Below are 20,119 nucleotides of genomic sequence, written 5' to 3'. Positions count from 1 at the left end.
CCCGGACCCCCCGGGATATTTTTAGCCAGATGAAGGGATCCCCCTGACTCTCGCGAGGAGTAACAAGATGAACAAACTGGCGGATTATGACGGGCCAATTCTTGAGATCGACAAGCTTTCGATCTCGTTTTTTACCCGGTTGAGGGAAATTCCCGCCGTTATGGATTTCTCGGTCAGCGTGCAACCTGGTGAGGCTGTGGGGCTGGTTGGTGAGTCTGGCTGTGGCAAGTCCACGGTTGCATTGGGTGTCATGCAGGATTTGGGCAAGAACGGGCGCATCGTTGGCGGCTCGATCAAGTTCAAAGGGCGTGATCTGGGTGAGATGACTACCGAGGAGTTGCGCGACATTCGCGGCAATGAGATCGCGATGATCTATCAGGAACCGATGGCATCGCTGAACCCAGCGATGAAGATCGGTAAGCAGTTGATGGAAGTGCCGATGATCCACGAAGGCGTAGGCGCGGAAGAGGCTTATGCCCGCGCGTTGGAGGTTGTCACCGATGTGCGCCTGCCCGACCCCGAGCGAATGCTGAATTCTTTCCCGCATCAGCTCTCTGGCGGACAACAGCAGCGCATCGTGATCGCCATGGCATTGATGTCGAAACCGGCGCTTTTGATTCTGGATGAGCCAACGACCGCGCTGGACGTGACGGTTGAAGCGGCTGTGGTCGAACTGGTCAAGGATTTGGGCAAGAAATACGGCACCTCGATGCTGTTTATCTCGCACAATCTGGGGCTGGTGTTGGAAACCTGCGACCGGCTTTGCGTGATGTATTCGGGTGAGGCGGTCGAGCGCGGCTCGATCAAGGATGTGTTTGACGAGATGCAGCACCCCTATACACAGGCGCTGTTCCGCTCGATCCCTTTGCCTGGGGCCGACAAGAACACGCGCCCGCTGGTGGCCATTCCGGGGAACTTCCCCCTGCCCCATGAGCGCCCGCCGGGCTGTAACTTTGGGCCGCGCTGTGACTATTTCGAAGAAGGGCGTTGTGATGCTCAGGATATCCTGATGCAGGCTGTGCCCGGAAATGACCGACACCATACGCGCTGTCTGAAATTCCAGGAGATTGACTGGAACGCACCGATCACCGTTGGGGAACAAAAGGAAAAGGCTGCGATTGGCCGCACAGTTCTGAAGATGGACAATCTGAAGAAATACTATGAGGTCGCGGCGAATGCGCTGTTTGACGGCGGCGAGACTAAGGTGGTGAAGGCCAACGAAACGCTCAGCTTTGAGGCGCATGAATCCGAGACATTGGCCATTGTGGGCGAATCCGGCTGTGGCAAGTCTACGTTTGCCAAGGTGTTGATGGGGCTGGAAACGGCGACGGATGGGCAAATCCTTCTGGACAATCGCAACATCGAGGCCGTGCCGATTGAAGAGCGGGACGCCAAGACGGTGGGCGAAGTTCAGATGGTATTCCAGAACCCGTTTGACACGTTGAACCCGTCGATGACCGTTGGCCGCCAGATCATCCGCGCGCTTGAGATTTTCGGTGTCGGCAACTCGGAAGCCGAGCGGAAGAAGCGGATGCTGGAGCTGCTTGATCTGGTGAAGCTGCCGCGCGCCTTTGCCGATCGGATGCCTCGCCAGCTGTCTGGCGGTCAGAAACAGCGTGTGGGCATTGCCCGTGCGTTTGCCGGGGACGCGCGGATCGTGGTGGCGGATGAGCCGGTCTCGGCACTGGATGTGTCCGTGCAGGCGGCCGTGACGGACTTGTTGATGGAGATCCAGCGTGAACACAAAACGACTCTGTTGTTCATCAGCCATGACCTGTCGATTGTACGCTATCTCAGCGACCGGGTGATGGTCATGTATCTGGGCCATGTGGTCGAGTTGGGCACCACCGATCAGGTCTTTGCCCCGCCTTATCATCCCTATACCGAAGCGTTGCTGAGCGCGGTGCCCATCGCTGATACGTCAATCGAGAAACAGCATATCGTGCTAGAAGGCGATATTCCTTCTGCGATGAACCCGCCTCCGGGCTGTCCGTTCCAGACGCGGTGCCGCTGGAAGTCCGAGGTGCCGGGTGGCTTGTGCGAACAGCGCGTTCCGCCGGTGAAAACTCTGGCCGAGGGACATCAGGTCAAATGTCATTTGGCCGAGGATGTCCTGGAACGTATGGAGCCGGTCATCAAGATTGCAGCTGAATAAAACACAAAGGCCAGCCGCAGGGTTGGCCTTTTACCTATTGGGACGGGAAGCGGAGTTTAACCGCCCCAGATCACCCTGACGTAATTCTGCGTTTCTTTATACGGCGGAACGCCACCATGTTTTTCCACCGCGCCCGGACCAGCATTATATGCCGCCAGCGCCAGACGCCAGGATTTGAACTTGCGGTATTGAGCGGACAGATAGCGCGCGCCACCTTCCAGATTTTCCCGTGGGTCCAGCGGGTTGACGCCAAGCGTTCTTGCTGTCGCAGGCATAAGCTGTGCCAAACCTAGTGCTCCCTTATGCGAGACAGCATTGGGGTTCCAGCCGCTTTCCTGCTGCACCAACCGCAAGAACAAGTCTTCGGGGACGTTATGCTTACGCGCCGCTTGCCGCGCGATGGTCAGATACTGGCCTTTGTATTTCCCATTATAACGCTGGCTGAACTGACGCCTCGGCGTCTTTGGCTTATAGCGCTCGGAATTGCGGTATTGTGTGGCCGCTCGCGAATCCAACACCTTGGATTGCTTGAGGAAAATGTCCTTGCGGCTTTTCGTCGACAAGGTATCCGCCTCAGCCGGGGCTGAGACCAGTGCACAGCATAGCACCGAAAAACTCGCTAACAACAACCGCATAAATGCCGATCCCGATCTCTACGAACCTGAACGAGTATAGATATTTCAGCAAAGAATGAAAGCTTGGTAAATCATGCCTAAAGAATTAGCGCGCTCATTTTCGCGTCATCAACCATGTTTCAACCAAAGCGCAGGCCGTATAGGGTCGCAGAAATAACAGGTGCCAGATTCGGGCACTGCTCAGTCAGACAAGAACGAGGGAATATATGGCGGGTTCAGTCAACAAAGTCATTCTGATCGGAAATCTCGGTGCCGACCCTGAGGTTCGGTCGTTCCAGAATGGTGGAAAGGTTTGCAACCTGCGCATCGCCACGTCTGAGACATGGAAAGACCGCAATACCGGCGAACGCCGGGACCGAACGCAATGGCATACGGTCGCCATCTTCTCGGAGCCCTTGGTGCGTGTGGCCGAGCAGTATCTGCGCAAAGGCAGCAAGGTTTACATCGAAGGCCAGCTTGAGACCCGCAAATGGCAGGATCAGTCCGGACAGGATCGATATTCGACCGAAGTGGTTCTGCGCCCTTACCGCAGTGAACTGACCATGCTGGACGCGCGCGGTGAAGGTGGCGGCGGTGGTGGGTATGGCGGCGGCCAATCCGGTGGCGGCTATGGCGGTCAGGCCGGTGGCGGCTATGGGGATCCTTATGGTGGGCCGTCCGGGTCTCCGGCCCCTGCATCCGGCGGTATCGACGACGACGAGATTCCGTTCTAACCAAGACGGAGAAATATCATGACATGGTCCTTCTCACTCGGCCGGATATTGGGGTCGGAACTGAGGGTCCATGTCACCTTTTTCCTGTTGCTGGCCTGGGTCGGGTTTGCCGCCTATTCCAGCGGAGGTCTGGCGGCCGCGGTTGAAAACCTGATCTTCGTGCTGGCGCTATTTGCCTGTGTGGTCGCCCATGAATTTGGCCATGCGCTGATGGCCCGGCGCTATGGGATCAAAACGCCTGACATCACCTTATTGCCAATCGGCGGACTGGCTCGGCTCGAGCGGATGCCGGAAAACCCCATGCAAGAGGTTTGGGTGGCGCTGGCAGGCCCTGCGGTCAATGTTGCAATCTGGGTCTTGCTGGTTCTTCTGGGCGCGGGAATGCCTCTTGAAACCATGGCTCAGATCGACAGCACCGGCCCCGGCCTGCTGAACCGTCTGGCTTATGTGAACCTGCTGTTGGCCGCGTTCAACATGATCCCCGCCTTTCCGATGGATGGCGGGCGTGTGTTCCGTGCCCTTCTGTGTCTGAAAATGGATCGCGTCAAAGCCACACGGGTCGCCGCGCTGGCGGGACAGGCGGTGGCGGTCGGGTTCGGGTTCCTTGGGCTCAGCACCGGGAATGCGCTGTTGGTGCTGATCGCGGTATTCGTCTTCGTAGCAGCAAATGCCGAAAGTCAGGACGTGACCATGCGCTCGGTCGCGCGGCGCGTGCTGGCGCGCGATGCGATGATCACCGAATTTCACGCTCTTTCCCCCGACGACACGCTGGCGACCGCCGCGCAGGCCGTCATCCATACCACGCAGCATGAGTTTCCGGTGCTGTCCCCCGATGGCAAGCTGCAAGGCTTTGTCACGCGCAATCGCCTGTTCGCGGCCCTTGCCGATGAAACACCCCGGTCCAATCCGGCCACTTCGATCATGGAACCGGACATTCCAAAAGTTCGCTTGACCGACGGGTTGGAGGCCGTGCTGGACGGGCTGCATAAAGGCGCCCCAGCCATTGCGGTTTGCACTGCTTCGGGGGCGATGGTGGGCTATATCACACGCGAGAATATCGGCGAGCTGATGGTGCTCAACGGGCGTTGATCAGGCTGTGGCCAGCGCGTCCTGAAGCACCGACAGCACAGCATCGCCCGGTACATCAGAGGTCACGAACGCCTGACCGATCCCGCGCGCCAGAATGAACCGCAACTGACCGTCGATCACCTTCTTGTCCTGCGCCATCAGATCAACCAGAGCCTCAGCGCCTGGAAGTTCTCCGGGAATGTCCGCCAAATCGGTTTTCATGCCCATCGTACGCAAATGCGCACGCACGCGGCTGGGGTCTTCCTGAGAACACAGACCAAGACGCGAGGACAGCTCGAACGCCAGCGCGCAGCCAATGGCCACGCCTTCACCATGCAGCAGCCGGTCGGAATAACCCGTTGCAGCCTCAAGCGCGTGACAGAAGGTGTGGCCGAGGTTCAGCAACGCACGGTCGCCCTGCTCGGTCTCATCCCGTGCCACGATATCGGCCTTCATCTGCACCGACCGGGTCACGGCCCGCACCCGCGCCGCCATATTGCCCCCCGCCACATCGGTTCCGTTGTCTTCGAGCCACTCAAAGAAGTCGGCGTCCCCCAGCAGGCCATATTTGACGACTTCGCCATAGCCGGACAGGAAATCCCGATCTGTCATCGTGCCCAGCACCGAGGTATCGGCCAGCACCAGCGAGGGCTGATGGAAGGCTCCGATCAGGTTCTTGCCCTGTGGTGCATTGATGCCGGTCTTGCCCCCGACGGAACTGTCCACCTGCGCCAGCAGCGAGGTCGGGATTTGTACGAACCGAACACCGCGCCTCAAAACGGCCGCGGCAAAGCCCGCAAGGTCGCCGATTACGCCACCGCCCAACGCGATAACAACATCCCGGCGCTCGACCTTCTCGGCCAGCAACCATTCGACCGCACGTTCGAAATGAGGCCAGCTCTTGGTCGCCTCACCCGCAGGCAAAGCCAGTGACGACATCTCGATCCCGGCTGTGAACAACCCGTCGCGCAGCCCATCCAGATGCAGCGCGGCCACGTTCTCATCCGTCAAGACGGCGACCTTGGGTCGGTGCAACAAAGGCGCGATCCGTGCCCCGGACTGCCCCAGCAGGTCTGGCCCGATCTCGACATCATACGCGCGTTCGCCCAGCTCAACATGTACGGTTTGGTGCATTTATTTTTGTTCCAGAACATCAGGCCGCTTGAGCAAAGCTTCGACAACGCGGCCAACCATATTGTCGATCGAAATCTCACCGTCCGAGGTCACAGTCAAATCGGCCTGCTGGTAAACCGGCACGCGCGCCTCATATATCCCGCGCAATGTCGCATAAGGGTCGTCGGTGCGCAGTAAGGGTCGGGTATCCTTGTGCTTGACCCTGTTCCACAACACGTTCAGATCAGCATTCAACCAGACGGATACACCGCGTTCCGTGATCATCCTGCGGTTCTGCTCGGACAGAAACGCGCCGCCGCCGGTAGACAGAATGCCCTTTTCCTCATCCAGCAGCCGCCCGATGACCTGACTTTCCTTGGCGCGAAAGAACGGCTCGCCGTCGCGTTCGAAAATCTCGGGGATGGTCATGTTTGCTGCCGATTCGATCTCGGCATCACTGTCAAGGAACGGGACACCCAGACGTAAGGCCAATGCACGGCCCACGGCGGTCTTTCCAGCCCCCATCATCCCCACCAGAACTACGGTTTTGTGCAACACAAGGTGCTGGACTGGGGCAACCGTGTCAGTGTTTTGCTTTATTTCGCTCATTTCACCGTGAATGACGTGATCTTAAGAAAAATGCCAGCTATAACTGGGACAAAAGAAAAAATTGAGGCGACGTTGAGCAATGGGCCGTCTGATCAAACTGCTGATATATCTGGTTTGCCTGTGTTTTATCGGGCTGGTGGGCTATGCCTATCTTGGCCCGTTCTTCGGGGTGGATTTCTCGGCCCCGCAGGATGAAGTCCGCGAACCGGTCATCCTGAATGTGGAGTAGGAGCGCAATTGCCGCGCTTTTCCTGACCGGAGCCGCACAGGCGCAGCAGGAACCCCTGTCTGCGATCGAATGGCTGACCCAACCTCCCGAAAACCTGCCAGGCACCGTTCTGCTGGAACCGCCCGTGTCACAGACCGGCCTGCAACCGGGGGTCGAGGTCACAGCGCTTGAGGCCTTGTTGCCGCCCCTGGGGTTGGTGTCGTCCTCGGTGACAGGCCTACCGGTCGATATGTGGAAAAACAGCGACCCAGGCAGGCTGGCCGAGCTGATCGCCGATGTGCCCGTCCGGTATAACCCGGCGATGCAGCGCCTGTTGTTCACCTTGCTTCTGTCCGAGGCGCGTGCGCCATCCGGCCCCAACGCGCAAGAGGTGTTGCTGCTGGCGCGACTGGATCGGTTGATGCAACTGGGCGCGGCCGATCCTGCGCAATCTCTTGTGCAACTGGCCGGACCGACCGACAGCCGCGACCGGTTTCAGCGCTGGTTTGACGCGACGCTGCTGACGGGCGACGAAGATCGCAGTTGCACCGCCCTGATCGCGCAACCGCACCTGTCACAGGATTACGCGGCGCAGATTTTCTGCAAAGCGCGACGCGGCGACTGGGCCTCAGCAGCGCTGACGCTTGAGGCGGCCCATGCGCTGCAAGTGCTGCCCGATGAGGATTTGGCCGTTCTGGATCGCTTCCTCAGCCCCGAATTGTTCGAAGATGCCGAATACCTGCCGCAACCTGATGCCCCTGATCCGCTGACCTTCCGCCTTTATGAGGCGATTGGCGAGCGTTTGCCCTCGGCCCCATTGCCGCGGGCCTTTGCCAATGCCGACCTGCGGGATGTGGCGGGCTGGAAAGCCCAGATCGAGGCGGCCGAGCGGTTGACCCGTGTGGGTGCGCTGACGCCGAACCAGTTGTTGGGGCTTTATACTGAACGTTCGCCTGCCGCTTCAGGTGCGGTTTGGGATCGCGTCGCGGCGGTGCAGCGGTTCGAAACCGCGCTGGATTCCGGCAAGCCCGAGGCCATATCACCCGCCCTTCTCGATGTCTGGACCCAAATGCGCAGCGTCGGGCTTGAGGTCCCGTTTGCCGAACTTTTCGCAGACCGGCTGTCGCAGGTTTCCCTGACGGATGCCGAAGCCGAGACCTTGCGGTGGCGTATCCTGCTGCTCTCGGACCTTTATGAAAGCGCCGCCCTATCCGTCCCGGACAAAGGCGAGGAGAACCAGTTTTTGGCCGCACTAGCCCAAGGGGATCCGGGGCGCGCGCGCTCGCCATCGCCATTAGCCGATGCGGTTGCACAAGGCTTTGCCTGGGCCGCACCTGTGCCGTCAGATATCGAAACGCTACTAAACAACAGCCAGCTGGGTGAGGCGATTTTGGAAGCGATGAACCTGTTTGCTCATGGCTCACGTGGCAACCTCGTGGACCTGACTGCTGCCATCGCCACCCTGCGCCGCGTCGGGCTTGAGGATACCGCCCGGCGCGCTGCGCTGAACCTGCTGATCCTGCAAGGCACCTGATCATGGCCGCCCCTGCCTCCGCCGAGATATGGATTTCGACCTTTCTGGAAGCGCAGGCTGCCGAGTTGGGCGCAGCCAACAACACCCTTTTGGCCTATGGCAATGACCTGAAGGATTTTGCCGCCTGGCTGAAGCGCCGCAAGATGGGGTTTATCGAAGCAGACCGCGACCTGATCGAGCGCTACCTGATCGATTGCGACGCGCAGGGCCTGTCCCAGTCGACCCGCGCCCGCCGCTTGTCTGCGATCAAGCAGATATACCGGTTCGCGTTTGAAGAAGGTTGGCGCGACACCAATCCGGCAATCCAGATCAAGGGGCCAGGTCGTCAGAAACGCCTACCCAAGACGCTGGATGTACCCGAGGTCGATCGCTTGCTGCAAGCCGCGCGCGAAACCGGCCGCTCAAAGGCCGACCGCATCCGCAACACCTGCCTGATGGAGCTGCTTTATGCCACCGGCATGCGCGTGACCGAACTGGTGTCACTTCCGGTCTCGTCGGCGCGGGGCGATCCCCGAATGCTGCTGGTTTTGGGTAAAGGCGGCAAGGAACGGATGGTCCCCCTCTCCCCTCCGGCCCGCGACGCGTTGGGGTTGTGGCTTGAGACGCGAGACGCCGCCGAGGACGACGCGGTCTCAAAAGGCGGGCAGCGTTCGCGGTACCTATTCCCGTCGCGGGGCAAGTCCGGGCATCTGACCCGGCACATGTTCTTCCACCTGATTAAAGACCTCGCTGTGCATGGTGGCGTATCGCCTGAAAAGGTGACGCCCCACACACTGCGCCATGCTTTTGCGACTCACCTATTGGCAAACGGGGCCGACCTACGCTCGATCCAGACACTGCTGGGTCACGCCGATGTCGCCACGACGGAAATCTACACCCATGTGCTGGACGAACGCCTTGCTGAGTTGGTGCTAGAGCATCACCCGCTGGCGAAAGACCCCGGTGATACGGGCTAACCCCTTGATCCGCAGGGGTCGCACCCCCATAACGAAGACAACAACCCAAACAACCAAGGACCGATGGAACCCTCTGCTTCTATGATCGACGGCGCATTCTGGTTTACGACCGGCGCCATTTTGCTTTTGCTTGTCCTGTCAGGATTTTTCTCGGGTTCCGAAACAGCATTGACCGCCTCGTCACGCGGAAAGCTGCGGGCGCAGGCCGACAAAGGCTCGCGCGGGGCGCAGAAGGCGCTCGATATCACCGATGACAATGAACGTCTGATCGGCTCGGTCCTGCTGGGCAATAACCTCGTGAACATCCTCGCGGCCTCGCTGGCAACGGCGCTGTTCACCAAGCTGTTTGGTGAAAGCGGCGTAGCCCTGGCAACGCTGGTGATGACCTTGCTGGTGCTGATCTTTGCCGAAGTACTGCCCAAGACCTATGCCATCACCAATGCCGAGAAAGCTGCTTCGCTGGTCGCTCCGATCATCAGCGTAGTGGTGACCGTCTTTTCGCCGGTCGTGGCCGCCGTCCGACTTTTGGTGCGGGGTGTTCTGCGGCTGTTTGGGGTTCAGATCGACCCCGACAGCAACATCCTTGCCGTGCGCGAGGAAATCGCCGGTGCGCTGCAACTGGGGCATTCCGAAGGTGTGGTCGAAAAGGAAGACCGCGATCGTATTCTGGGCGCGCTGGATCTGGCGGACCGTGCAGTCGAGGAAATCATGCTGCACCGCTCGAATATCGAGATGATCGACGCCGACGACGCGCCCGAGGCAATCTTGCAGCAGTGTCTGAAAAGCCCTCATACCCGCCTGCCCGTCTTTCGGGACGAGCCCGAGAACATCGTGGGTGTCGTTCATGCCAAAGACCTGTTCCGCGCCATGTACGCGCATGCCGGCGACAGTGAAAGCGAAGCCAACCGGCTGGAAAGCTTCGATATCTCGAAGGTGGCCAATGATCCGTATTTCGTGCCGGAAACCACCACTCTGGACGATCAAATGCGGGAATTCCTGCGGATGCACAGTCATTTTGCGTTGGTGGTGGACGAATATGGCTCGCTGCGGGGGTTGATCACTCTGGAAGATATTCTTGAGGAGATCGTGGGCGAGATCGCCGATGAGTTCGACATTGATGAGGACGTCCCCGTCACCCGAACCGAAGATGGTCAGTACCTTGTTGAAGGAGCGATGACGATCCGGGATGTGAACCGCGCGATGGAATGGACCCTGCCTGACGACGAGGCCAATACCGTGGCTGGTCTGGTCATCCACGAGGCGCAGATGATCCCCATCGTGGGTCAGGTATTCTCGTTCCACGGTTTCCGGTTCGAAGTTACCGCCCGAGAAGGTAACCGCATCACCGAGTTGAAAATCCGTCCGCTGTAAAACGTCTCGTGCGACATGTCGCGTCGGAAACGGAACAGTCAGCCTCGGTCTGCCCTTGCACGCTTTGACCAGAAACAAAGCGGAGGCACGAGTATGAAATCGACAACGCGGGTGGCAGTGATTGGTGGCGGTGTTGTCGGATGTTCGGTTCTATACCACCTGACCAAGCTGGGTTGGTCAGACGTGATGCTGCTGGAACGTTCTGAGCTGACCAGCGGGTCCACATGGCACGCGGCGGGCGGGTTTCACACGCTGAACGGTGACACCAACATGGCCGCTTTGCAGGGTTACACGATCCGCCTTTACAAGGAACTGGAAGGGATCACCGGCATGTCCTGCGGGTTGCACCATGTGGGCGGGGTAACGCTGGCCGACAATCAGGACCGGTTCGACATGCTGTTGGCCGAGCGTGCCAAGCACCGGTTCATGGGGCTAGAGACAGAGATCGTTGGCCCTGACGAGATCAAGAAAATCGCACCCATCACCAATACCGAGGGCATCCTTGGTGCGCTCTATGATCCGCTGGACGGCCATCTTGACCCCTCTGGCACCACCCACGCCTATGCCAAAGCGGCCCGGATGGGCGGGGCCGCGATCGAAACCCATTGCATGGTGCACGAGACCAACCAGCGCCCCGACGGCACTTGGGATGTGGTGACAGACAAGGGCACCATCCACGCCGAACATGTGGTCAACGCAGGTGGCCTATGGGCGCGTGAGGTCGGCGCAATGGCAGGGGTCTATTTCCCGCTGCACCCGATGGAGCATCAGTATCTGGTCACTGACGCGGTACCTCAGATCGAGGCCATCATCGACGCAGGCGGAGAGCATCCGCATGTGATGGATCCTGCTGGAGAGAGCTACCTGCGGCAGGAAGGCCGGGGCCTGTGCATCGGCTTTTACGAACAACCCTGCAAGCCCTGGGCCGTGGACGGAACCCCGTGGGAGTTCGGGCATGAGCTGCTGCCCGACGACTACGACAAGATCACCGACAGTATCGAGTTTGCCTATCGCCGCTTCCCCGTTCTGGCCGAGGCCGGCGTGAAATCGGTCATCCACGGACCGTTTACCTTTGCGCCTGACGGGAACCCTCTGGTCGGACCGGTGCCGGGGCTGCGCAACTATTGGTCAGCCTGCGGAGTTATGGCCGGGTTCAGCCAGGGCGGCGGCGTTGGCCTGACACTGGCCCAATGGATGATCGAGGGCGAGCCCGAGCGCGACGTCTTTGCTATGGACGTGGCCCGCTTTGGCGACTGGATCAGTCCCGGCTACACCCGTCCGAAGGTGATCGAAAACTACCAGAAACGCTTTAGCGTTTCCTACCCGAACGAGGAACTGCCCGCCGCGCGCCCCAATCGAACCACCCCGATGTATGACATCTTCACCGATCTTGGCGCTGTCTGGGGTCAGCAATACGGGCTGGAGGTCCCCAATTACTTCGCTCAGGGTGATGAACCAGATTATGAAACGCCCTCGTTCCGCCGGTCCGATGCCTTCAAAGCCACCGGGCGCGAGGTTCGTGCTGTACGCAATGGCGTAGGCATCAACGAAGTCCACAATTTCGGTAAATACCGCATCACGGGTCCCAATGCGCGGGCTTGGCTGGACCGGATCATGGCCGGGCGCATCCCTCAACCGGGTCGCCTGTCGCTGACGCCGATGCTGTCGCCCAAGGGTAAACTGATCGGGGATTTCACGGTCTCATGCTTGGATGAGACCGAGTTCCGCCTGACTGCTTCATACGGGGCGCAGGCGTTCCATATGCGGTGGTTCCTGCAAAATCGCGAAGACGGCGTGCAGATCGAAAATATCAGCGACCGGCTGAATGGATTCCAGATCGCCGGCCCGAAGGCAGCGGATGTTCTGGCCACCTGCACCCGCGATGATGTCTCGACGCTGCGCTTCATGGATGTGCGCCGCATGACCGTGGGCATGACCGACTGCATCGTCCAACGCGTCAGCTATACCGGTGACCTGGGGTACGAGATCTATTGTGATCCGATGGCGCAGCGGCAGCTGTGGTGGACGCTGTGGCAAGCCGGAGAGCCGATGGGCCTGACACCCTTCGGCATGCGCGCCATGATGAGCCTACGTCTGGAAAAGTTCTTTGGATCATGGATGCGGGAGTATTCTCCCGACTACACACCGGCTGAAACCGGGTTGGATCGGTTCATATCCTTCGCAAAACCCGTCGATTTCATAGGGCGTGCGGCGGTCGAACGTGAAGCGCAAAACGGCCCCCCCCGAAGGCTTGTCGCATTCCAGGTCGATGCCGAGGACGCCGACGTCAACGCCTATGAGCCGATCTGGTTGAACGGCAAGGTGGTCGGGTTCTGCACATCGGGCGGCTATTCCCATTTTGCGGAAAAGTCGATTGCCATGGGGTTCCTGCCCGTCGAACACGCGACAGACGGTCAGGACGTCGAGATCGAGATACTGGGGCAACGCCGCCGCGCGCGGATGATTTCGACCCCACTTTTTGATGCGGATGGCGCGCGAATGCGGGGATGACAGCGGGGCGGAACGCGGCCATCTTAAATAAATGAGTCTCATCCCGATCATCCTTTTGGCCGCCGGGCAATCCAGCCGTATGCGCGGCACGGATAAGCTGATGCAAAACGTCGGAGATACTCCTCTTCTGCGCCGCTCAGCCATGACGGCCCGGCAGGTTGGGCCGGTGATCGTCGCCCTGCCCCCGCTCCCTCATCCGCGCTATCAAGCGCTGGACGGGCTAGACCTGACGCTGGTCGAGATCCCGGACGCCGCCGAAGGTATGAATGCCAGCCTACGGGGTGCCATGACCCATCTGCCGGCCGAAGCAACAGCCGCAATGGTCCTGCTTTCGGACCTTCCCGACATCACGGCCGAGGATTTAAACAGTGTGGTCAGCTCGGTTACAGAACACCCGAAAAAGTTGATATGGCGCGGCGCAACTAAGGATGGAAAACCCGGTCACCCGGTTATTTTTGACAAATCTCTGTTCGCGGAGCTGCGCCGCCTGACCGGCGATGAAGGTGCGCAAACTGTTGTGCGCGCGCATTCCGACAAGGTGCATCTTCACCCCTTGCCCAATCGGAACGCACTGCTGGACTTGGATACGCCCGAAGATTGGGCGACATGGCGGGCGCGGCACAGCTTGTAAGGCAGGTCCGTAAAACAAACACGGCCCGGTCTTTGCAGACCGGGCCGGTGCCCAAAACAGGACTACCACTTTTCATCAACCCTGAAAGCGCGGCCAAAGCTGCCTATAAGGCACCTCGGCTATCCGCTGCCGAACCTAAACAAGACCCCCTCGTTAACATGCCGCTCAGCGCTTCCAGTGATCGTGACGAACCTTCGGCACCCCCTAGTGCCGTCGGCTTCCCCTCGCTTGGGCCTGATCATCGTCACCGATTGGTTGAGGGCAAACAACGTAAATTTGGAAAGATCGGGTCATTTAGGATGTATCGGAATGGTTTTTCAGCAACATCTCTGAATATTGACTTCTCTCTTAGGTTGCATTCTGCTATTGAAATTTAAGGAAAATAGCAGGTTAAACATGCACATTTGACATGTATACCCACCGAAAATCTACGATTATACCTGCGCGACCAATATGTTTTGACACATCTCCACAACCAATAGTCGAACCCTAAGCCAACACCACCTTGGCTTGATCATTTGTTCATCAAATTGAATCAATTCGCGTCTTTTGGAGGATTGGACCGGCAATAGAGGACAATCTCACGATTCGAGCCACGCGATTCGCTCCGTTGACCCGAGTCGTATGACCGACCGGTCGTCATACCACCGTGTCTTTATGGCAAAATTAAGATTTCTTAACCTTTGGCACAGGAAAAGATCAGACTGGTGCGCCACCTCCTGACTTAACGCGCGAACGGAACCGCGCGATAAAACAGGAGACCAAAATGAGCATCCGTAAATCCTCTCTTCTCATGCCACGCACGTCCGGCTGGATCGGCGTCAGCGCCCTGAGCGCCGCGCTGCTGGCCACCACCGCCCTGCCCTCGAAAGCGGACGAAGCCCTGGCTGACCTGGTTGAGAGCGTGTCACCCTCGGTTGTGACCATTATCGCGGAACAAGAGGCAAAGCCGACACCGGCACAGGGTCAGAACTTTGACTTTGAGGCCCACCCGTTTGGCGAATTCTTCAAACGTTTCGGCACGCCCGAGGGCTTCAACACACCACAGCGCGGACCGGCACAAGGTCTGGGATCCGGTTTCGTGCTGGACGAGGCAGGCTACATCATCACCAATCACCACGTCGTCGATAACGCTACGACCGTCACCGTTCGCCTGTATGACGACCGCACATTCGATGCTGAAATCATCGGCACCGACCCGTTGACAGACATCGCCGTGTTGAAGATTGACGCCGACGCCGGATTGCAGGCCGTTGAACTGGGTGACAGCGACGTGATCCGCGTAGGCGAGGACGTGGTGGCCATCGGCAACCCGTTCGGGCTTAGCTCGACCGTGACTACAGGGATTGTCTCGGCCAAGGGGCGCAACATCTCGCAAGGGCCCTATGCCGAGTTTATCCAGACGGATGCGGCGATCAACAAGGGCAACTCGGGCGGGCCGCTGTTCAACATGGACGGCGAAGTGGTTGGCGTGAACTCGGCTATCTATTCGCCCAGCGGCGGATCTGTGGGTCTGGGCTTTGCGGTAACCTCGAACATCGTCGAGCATATCGCCGCCGACCTGCGCGATGACGGTCAGGTCAGCCGTGGATGGCTGGGTGTCTCGATCCAGAATGTCAGCCCCGAAATTGCCGCAGCCATGGGCATTGACACCTCAACCGGCGCGTTGGTGTCGGATGTGGTCGATGGCAGCCCCGCCGAAGGCGTCTTGCAACAGGGCGATATCATCCTGACCTTCAATGACGAGGCCGTGGACTCCAGCAGTGACCTGCCGCTTCTGGTGGGCACTACCAAGGTTGGCACCGAAAGCACCCTGACGGTGCTGCGGGACGGGACCGAACAGCAGCTGGAACTGACCATCGGCCAGCACCAAAGCGCGGCACTGGACGTTGAAGACCCGGTGGCCGAGGCGACCTCGGGCACCGCACTGGGTGTGACCGTCGCCCCGCTGACCGAAACCACCCGCTCCGAGATCGGTGTGTCCGACTCGGTCAACGGTGTGATCGTGACCGACCTCAAGCCCGACAGCCCTGCGGCAAAAGCGGGCCTGCAACGCGGTGATGTCATCGTCAAACTGGGCAGCCAGGAGACGGACACGCCCGACGCGCTGAAAGCCGCGCTGGACAGCGAAAAGACCGATCCCGCGCTGGTGCTGATCAACCGGGCCGGAAACCAGATCTTCGTGGCGGTGGAAATCGCCTGATCTGACACCCGCGCGCGCCACGTGATGGGGAATATCTGGCGTGCGCCTCCCCGGCGGTTTGTCTTGTCCGCTCTCTGCCGGGACTGCCGGGTGCGCCGCAACGCACCCGGCACGTATCCCATCAAACCCGGTGCCTTACCCGGAAATTTGTGTTTAAATCCCGCTGGAAAGGAGGTCCGATCATGAGCCGCCGTCTGCTGATCGTCGAAGATGACCAAGATACGCGCGACTTCATCGCCAAAGGTTTTGGCGAAGAAGGCTACGTGGTCGAACAAGCTGCTGATGGCCGCGAGGGGCTATACCATGCCACCGATGGCGGGTTTGATGCCATTGTGCTGGACCGAATGCTGCCGGGGCTGGACGGGTTGTCCCTGATCAGGTCCTTGCGGGCCGCGGGGCTGAAGACACCGGTCCTGATGCTGACCGCCATGAGCGCGGTGGACGAACGCGTCAAAGGTTTGCGTTCGGGGGCGGATGATTACCTGGTAAAACCGTTTTCCTTTCAGGAGTTACATGCCCGTATTGAAGCACTCCTGCGGCGTCCGCAGGAATCCGAGGAAAGCGCCATCCTGACCTGCCGCGATCTTGAAATGGATTTGCTGACCCGCAAGGTCACACGCGATGGGCACGAAGTTACACTGACCCCGCGCGAATTCCAGATTTTGGAATATTTCCTGCGCCGCAAGAACCGCGTGGTGTCACGTACCATGTTGCTGGAAGGGGTATGGGACTATCATTTCGACCCAAATACGAATGTCGTCGATGTCCATATCTCGAAGCTGCGGCGTCAGCTGGACGAAGGCGGTGGGCCGCCGCTGATTGAAACCGTTCGCGGTGCGGGTTACATGATATCTGATGGATAACATACGGCTGTCGTTCAATAATTCACGCACGCGCCTGATATTGGCCAGCATGGTGCTCAGCACATTGTTGACCGCGACGGTTCTGGCATTGGTCTACGTCACCGCCAATCGAAGCATCGAGGGCGAGACGCGTTCGGTCGTATCGGCCGAACTCACCGGATTGGCGGATGAATATGAACGACGCGGGCTGATCGGGCTGCTAACAGCGATTGAACGCCGCCTGCCATCCGCCGCCGAGCGGGATGCGATGTACCTGCTGACAGATCGCTTTGGGGCGACACTAGCCGGAAACCTCAAGCAATGGCCAGCAGACATCGCGGCTGGCAGCGGTTGGGTCGATCTGGAACTGCGCCGTGCGGACAATGACCAACTTGTACCCATCTCAGCGGCCTCAATCCGTCTACCCGGCGGTGAGCGCCTGTTGGTCGGGCGAGACGCGCTGGCGCGACAGCAGTTTGACCGGGTCCTTTTGCGCACCGTTGGGATCGTCTTGGTCATTGCCTTGGCACTCAGCATCTTGACCGGGTGGCTGTTCACGCGTCTGGTCTTTTCCCGCCTGTCCGACATCGCAAACACCGCCGAGGATATCGTTTCCGGGGATCTGTCTCGCCGAATGCCAATGCGTGGAACCGGGGATGAGTTCGATCAGGTCGCCGGCACGCTGAACTCGATGCTGGACCGGATCGAAGAGTTGATCAGCAACCTGCGCACCACCTCTAACTCAATCGCCCATGACCTCCGATCCCCACTGTCCCGTCTAAAGCAACGCGTCGAAGCGCTATCGGATCCCACCAAAACCGATCAAGACCGCGATATCGACGTAGCCCGCGCAACAACCGAGATCGACCATGTACTGCGCGTTCTGGGCCAATTGACCGAGATTTCCCGCGCCGAAGCCGGCGTGGGGCGGGAACAGTTCGAAACAGTTGAACTTGAACAACTGGTACGAGATGTGGTCGATCTTTACGATCCCGTCGCCGCAGAAGAGAACATTCGTCTGGTAATTGAAGGAACCGCCGCACCGCTGAGCGGGCATAAACCCCTGCTGTCCCAGGCCCTGTCGAACCTGCTTGAAAACGCTTTGCGCTACGCACCGGAACATACTGAAATCACAATCACTTTGACCGATGATGGTAAGGAGGCACACCTAAGCGTCCGCGATCGCGGGCCGGGCGTTGCGCCCGAGGATCTTTCACGCCTTCAAGTGCCCTTTGTGACCCTCGATCCAGCCCGGACCGAACGCAATGCAGGACTTGGTCTGGCGCTGGTATCGGCCATCGCGCATATGCACGGTGGAGAATTCCTGCCGCAGGACGCGGCTCCCGGTCTGAAAGCGACGATCAAACTGGCACACCTTTGATCGCCAAGGTCTTGTTCTTATAGCGTTTATCCTCTGTGACTTCCGCACCGAACCATTCGGGCGGAACAAAGGATTTGGCGTCTGCCTCGGTCTCAAACTCAACCTCGACCATGTGCAACGGCGTCAGGCCACCCTGAAAAACATCCAACTCAAAAACGCGCCCATCGGACAGCGTTCCAGTGTAACGTTCCTTCTCGACCCGCCGTTCCGTGGTCTCGGGCCAGAAGGTTTCGAACTGCTCGCCCGAGATTTCGGTTTCGCGTTCTACGCGCACTAGTTCTCCGCAACCCTTCAGCGTCAGGAAATAGCGTTCATTCTTTTGCCGCAACCGCAGTTCAGTGGAATCCTCAGGCGCAGTCAAATAGCCCTGGCGGATCACGGCCCGGTCCAGATGCTGCAAGTCTGGAACCGCAGAAACCAGGAATTTCCGTTCGATTTCAGTGCCCATGCCTATGAACCTACATTGCTATCAACAATGGCCAACCCCATCACTAGTAACTATCTCATATGAGAAAAGGCTTTGCCACCGAACCAACGGGGCTGGCAGGCTGTCAGTGGAACAGCCTCCGGTACTGATGTTTGATCTCGGGGCTGTCCAAACCACGAAGATGCGCGATCACACGCTGGCGTTCTGCCTCTTGGCGTTGTTTTAGTACAGTGATCAGCCCGCCTGCGGAAAGAGCGAGCTGGGCGATTTCGGGCTTTTCGGTTTCAACCTGCCGATCTACCAACTCCAGCAACGATTGTTGCTGAACCGAGAAGTCGTTGAATCGACCTAGGTTATCTTGCATTTTTTTCAGCGGCTTAAGAATAGTTGTTAACGATTTTTGGTTAAACAAAGGACCAAAGAACTCCATCAAATAACGGAGTTTCTTCCCTTCGATCCTCAGGTCGTGGACCAAGGCATCGGGCGAATTCGACGTAATCCGACGCGCCAATCTGCACAGTTTGCAATAGCGTTTCCAGATCATAGTGCGGGCGAAGTCATAAGCGGCAATATCTGCGTTCGGGCCGGTCTGTACACTCTTTGGATCGGTGATTTGTCTGCTCAGTTCCAACATACACCGGTTATAGGACACACTTCTGAATTTCTGAGATAGAACTTTCCATGACCTTTTACGCTCTGCCTCAAACTGTGCAAACATGATCTCAGCACCAACATGAAGGTTTTCCGGTATCATGCTGTAATAGTTATTTTTCTCAAGTAGATAGACATCAAGGTCGCGCAACCGGTTGGTCGGGGCCATAAGATCGGAAAACGTTCTCTTCAAACCCATCGTCTGATGAGGTGAAAAAACTCCTTTGAACAGGCTGAGTACCGAACGGATGCGCCGGAGTGAGACACGGTAGTCATGCAGGAACTCGGTATCGTAATCTGCGATCACACCATTTTCGTTTTGGCGCGCCACCGCCAGATAGGTCCCAATAATCTTGGTCGCCACATCTACAGTGGGTTCTGCTCGAGCGAGGGGGATATCGGGTTTGGCCAGATAACGCGGCGTGTCCGGAGACAGCGCAGTGAAAACCCCAGTTGCGTTTCGTATATCTTTGTTTTTTTCGATCGACTTACGGATATTTTTGAAACTTGAAGATGGCCCGTTCACTTGGCACAAAACCACAATCGTCGCACGTCCATGATCCGAAACAAGATCAACCACCTGGCCTTGAACACGTGTCTTTCGAAAGTCGTCCAGAACCGAGAGCTTTCGCTCCTTCACAGTTCCAGACGCAATCGGAATCAGCGCCCGAAGCGTGGGAAACTTTGCCAATCCTGACCGGACCGCGCCGTTTGGTAGATTTTGAACGAACTGTCCGGCGCCACTGCCCTGTTGCGTCACATGTCGCTTAAAGGAAAACAGATGCAACTTTCCATCAGTTTCAATCAAAAGTTTGCCTTTGGACACAAGAGATTGGTCATGGCAATCTAGGATGTGAAAAAGCCGTTTTGATGACTCGCCGATCGTCAAGTTCCAATGATTCTTGAGCACCCCTTCGATAGCTTTTTCGTCAAACCGACCTGACAAGAAGAACACCGAACTTTCTTTGCCCATCAAAAACCCTCCAGCCGCCCGGATCGCATGTACATCTTGCAGGTAAGCATTTGTTTTTTAGCGATTTCCATAGTCTTGGGCACGAAAGGACCTCATAACGGTATTTGCCCGTGAAATCTTAACTTGGTCCTGCAGGCA

The 20,119-nt window shown here is 58.3% G+C and carries 17 protein-coding genes; 12 read left to right on the top strand and 5 right to left on the bottom strand.

Features of this window, described 5'->3' with window-relative positions:
- Positions 1 to 67 precede the first annotated feature (67 nt).
- Positions 68 to 2,155, top strand: coding sequence for a dipeptide ABC transporter ATP-binding protein (locus tag AC2FJ6_RS08810; protein ID WP_170769538.1), 2,088 nt, complete (start codon positions 68 to 70; stop codon positions 2,153 to 2,155).
- Positions 2,156 to 2,211: 56 nt separating this feature from the next.
- Here the strand turns inward: AC2FJ6_RS08810 and AC2FJ6_RS08805 are convergent, their stop codons facing one another.
- Positions 2,212 to 2,790: a lytic transglycosylase domain-containing protein gene (locus AC2FJ6_RS08805; RefSeq protein WP_170769537.1), complete on the bottom strand. Its 579-nt coding sequence runs from the start codon at positions 2,788 to 2,790 to the stop codon at positions 2,212 to 2,214.
- 206 nt (positions 2,791 to 2,996) lie between these two features.
- Between AC2FJ6_RS08805 and ssb the strand changes: the two genes are divergently transcribed.
- Both ssb and AC2FJ6_RS08795 read left to right on the top strand, forming a co-directional pair.
- Positions 2,997 to 3,503: a single-stranded DNA-binding protein gene (gene ssb / locus AC2FJ6_RS08800; protein WP_170769536.1), complete on the top strand. Its 507-nt coding sequence runs from the start codon at positions 2,997 to 2,999 to the stop codon at positions 3,501 to 3,503.
- An 18-nt stretch (positions 3,504 to 3,521) separates the two neighbouring features.
- A complete protein-coding gene (locus tag AC2FJ6_RS08795) occupies positions 3,522 to 4,592 on the top strand; it encodes a site-2 protease family protein (protein ID WP_170769535.1) in 1,071 nt (356 codons plus the stop codon).
- Here the strand turns inward: AC2FJ6_RS08795 and aroB are convergent, their stop codons facing one another.
- Together aroB and AC2FJ6_RS08785 are read right to left on the bottom strand one after the other, a co-directional pair.
- Positions 4,593 to 5,705, bottom strand: coding sequence for a 3-dehydroquinate synthase (aroB, locus tag AC2FJ6_RS08790; RefSeq protein WP_170769534.1), 1,113 nt, complete (start codon positions 5,703 to 5,705; stop codon positions 4,593 to 4,595).
- Positions 5,706 to 6,293: a shikimate kinase gene (locus AC2FJ6_RS08785; protein ID WP_170769533.1), complete on the bottom strand. Its 588-nt coding sequence runs from the start codon at positions 6,291 to 6,293 to the stop codon at positions 5,706 to 5,708.
- A gap of 79 nt (positions 6,294 to 6,372) precedes the next feature.
- Here AC2FJ6_RS08785 and AC2FJ6_RS08780 point away from each other — a divergent pair, with 79 nt between their 5' ends.
- The 9 genes from AC2FJ6_RS08780 to AC2FJ6_RS08740 all read left to right on the top strand — a co-directional run bounded on the left by AC2FJ6_RS08780 (position 6,373) and on the right by AC2FJ6_RS08740 (position 17,930).
- Positions 6,373 to 6,522 carry a hypothetical protein gene (locus tag AC2FJ6_RS08780; protein ID WP_170769532.1) on the top strand — a complete coding sequence of 50 codons (150 nt, stop codon included), beginning with the start codon at positions 6,373 to 6,375 and terminating at the stop codon, positions 6,520 to 6,522.
- Complete coding sequence (locus tag AC2FJ6_RS08775; RefSeq protein ID WP_170769531.1) at positions 6,512 to 8,035, top strand: hypothetical protein; 1,524 nt, start codon at positions 6,512 to 6,514, stop codon at positions 8,033 to 8,035. The genes AC2FJ6_RS08780 and AC2FJ6_RS08775 overlap by 11 nt, the downstream gene beginning before the upstream one ends.
- A gap of 2 nt (positions 8,036 to 8,037) precedes the next feature.
- Positions 8,038 to 8,991 (top strand): site-specific tyrosine recombinase XerD, encoded by a 954-nt coding sequence (locus AC2FJ6_RS08770; protein ID WP_170769530.1) that lies wholly within the window; start codon positions 8,038 to 8,040, stop codon positions 8,989 to 8,991.
- An 81-nt stretch (positions 8,992 to 9,072) separates the two neighbouring features.
- Complete coding sequence (locus tag AC2FJ6_RS08765) at positions 9,073 to 10,362, top strand: HlyC/CorC family transporter (protein WP_480549867.1); 1,290 nt, start codon at positions 9,073 to 9,075, stop codon at positions 10,360 to 10,362.
- A 93-nt stretch (positions 10,363 to 10,455) separates the two neighbouring features.
- Positions 10,456 to 12,873, top strand: coding sequence for a GcvT family protein (locus AC2FJ6_RS08760; protein ID WP_170769528.1), 2,418 nt, complete (start codon positions 10,456 to 10,458; stop codon positions 12,871 to 12,873).
- Positions 12,874 to 12,904: 31 nt separating this feature from the next.
- On the top strand, positions 12,905 to 13,504 hold the full coding sequence (locus tag AC2FJ6_RS08755) for a nucleotidyltransferase family protein (protein WP_170784564.1): 600 nt from the start codon (positions 12,905 to 12,907) through the stop codon (positions 13,502 to 13,504).
- Positions 13,505 to 14,270: 766 nt separating this feature from the next.
- The gene (locus AC2FJ6_RS08750; RefSeq protein WP_170769526.1) at positions 14,271 to 15,707 is read left to right on the top strand and encodes a DegQ family serine endoprotease; all 1,437 of its coding nucleotides are present in this window, start codon (positions 14,271 to 14,273) and stop codon (positions 15,705 to 15,707) included.
- A gap of 182 nt (positions 15,708 to 15,889) precedes the next feature.
- Positions 15,890 to 16,570, top strand: coding sequence for a response regulator transcription factor (locus AC2FJ6_RS08745; RefSeq protein ID WP_170769525.1), 681 nt, complete (start codon positions 15,890 to 15,892; stop codon positions 16,568 to 16,570).
- On the top strand, positions 16,563 to 17,930 hold the full coding sequence (locus tag AC2FJ6_RS08740) for a sensor histidine kinase (protein WP_170769524.1): 1,368 nt from the start codon (positions 16,563 to 16,565) through the stop codon (positions 17,928 to 17,930). The genes AC2FJ6_RS08745 and AC2FJ6_RS08740 overlap by 8 nt, the downstream gene beginning before the upstream one ends.
- Here the strand turns inward: AC2FJ6_RS08740 and AC2FJ6_RS08735 are convergent.
- Together AC2FJ6_RS08735 and AC2FJ6_RS08730 are read right to left on the bottom strand one after the other, a co-directional pair.
- Entirely contained in the window at positions 17,911 to 18,378 is a 468-nt protein-coding gene (locus tag AC2FJ6_RS08735) for a CYTH domain-containing protein (RefSeq protein WP_170769523.1), read from the bottom strand. The two genes, AC2FJ6_RS08740 and AC2FJ6_RS08735, sit on opposite strands and share 20 nt — an antisense overlap.
- A 103-nt stretch (positions 18,379 to 18,481) precedes the next feature.
- Positions 18,482 to 19,981, bottom strand: a complete 1,500-nt coding sequence (locus AC2FJ6_RS08730) for a CHAD domain-containing protein (RefSeq protein ID WP_170769522.1) — start codon at positions 19,979 to 19,981, stop codon at positions 18,482 to 18,484.
- Positions 19,982 to 20,119 lie beyond the last annotated feature (138 nt).

It is taken from the genome of Ruegeria sp. CDSA089 (assembly GCF_059612205.1).
Note: the sequence above shows the minus strand (reverse complement) of the source record. Positions and strands in the feature narration are given on the sequence as shown.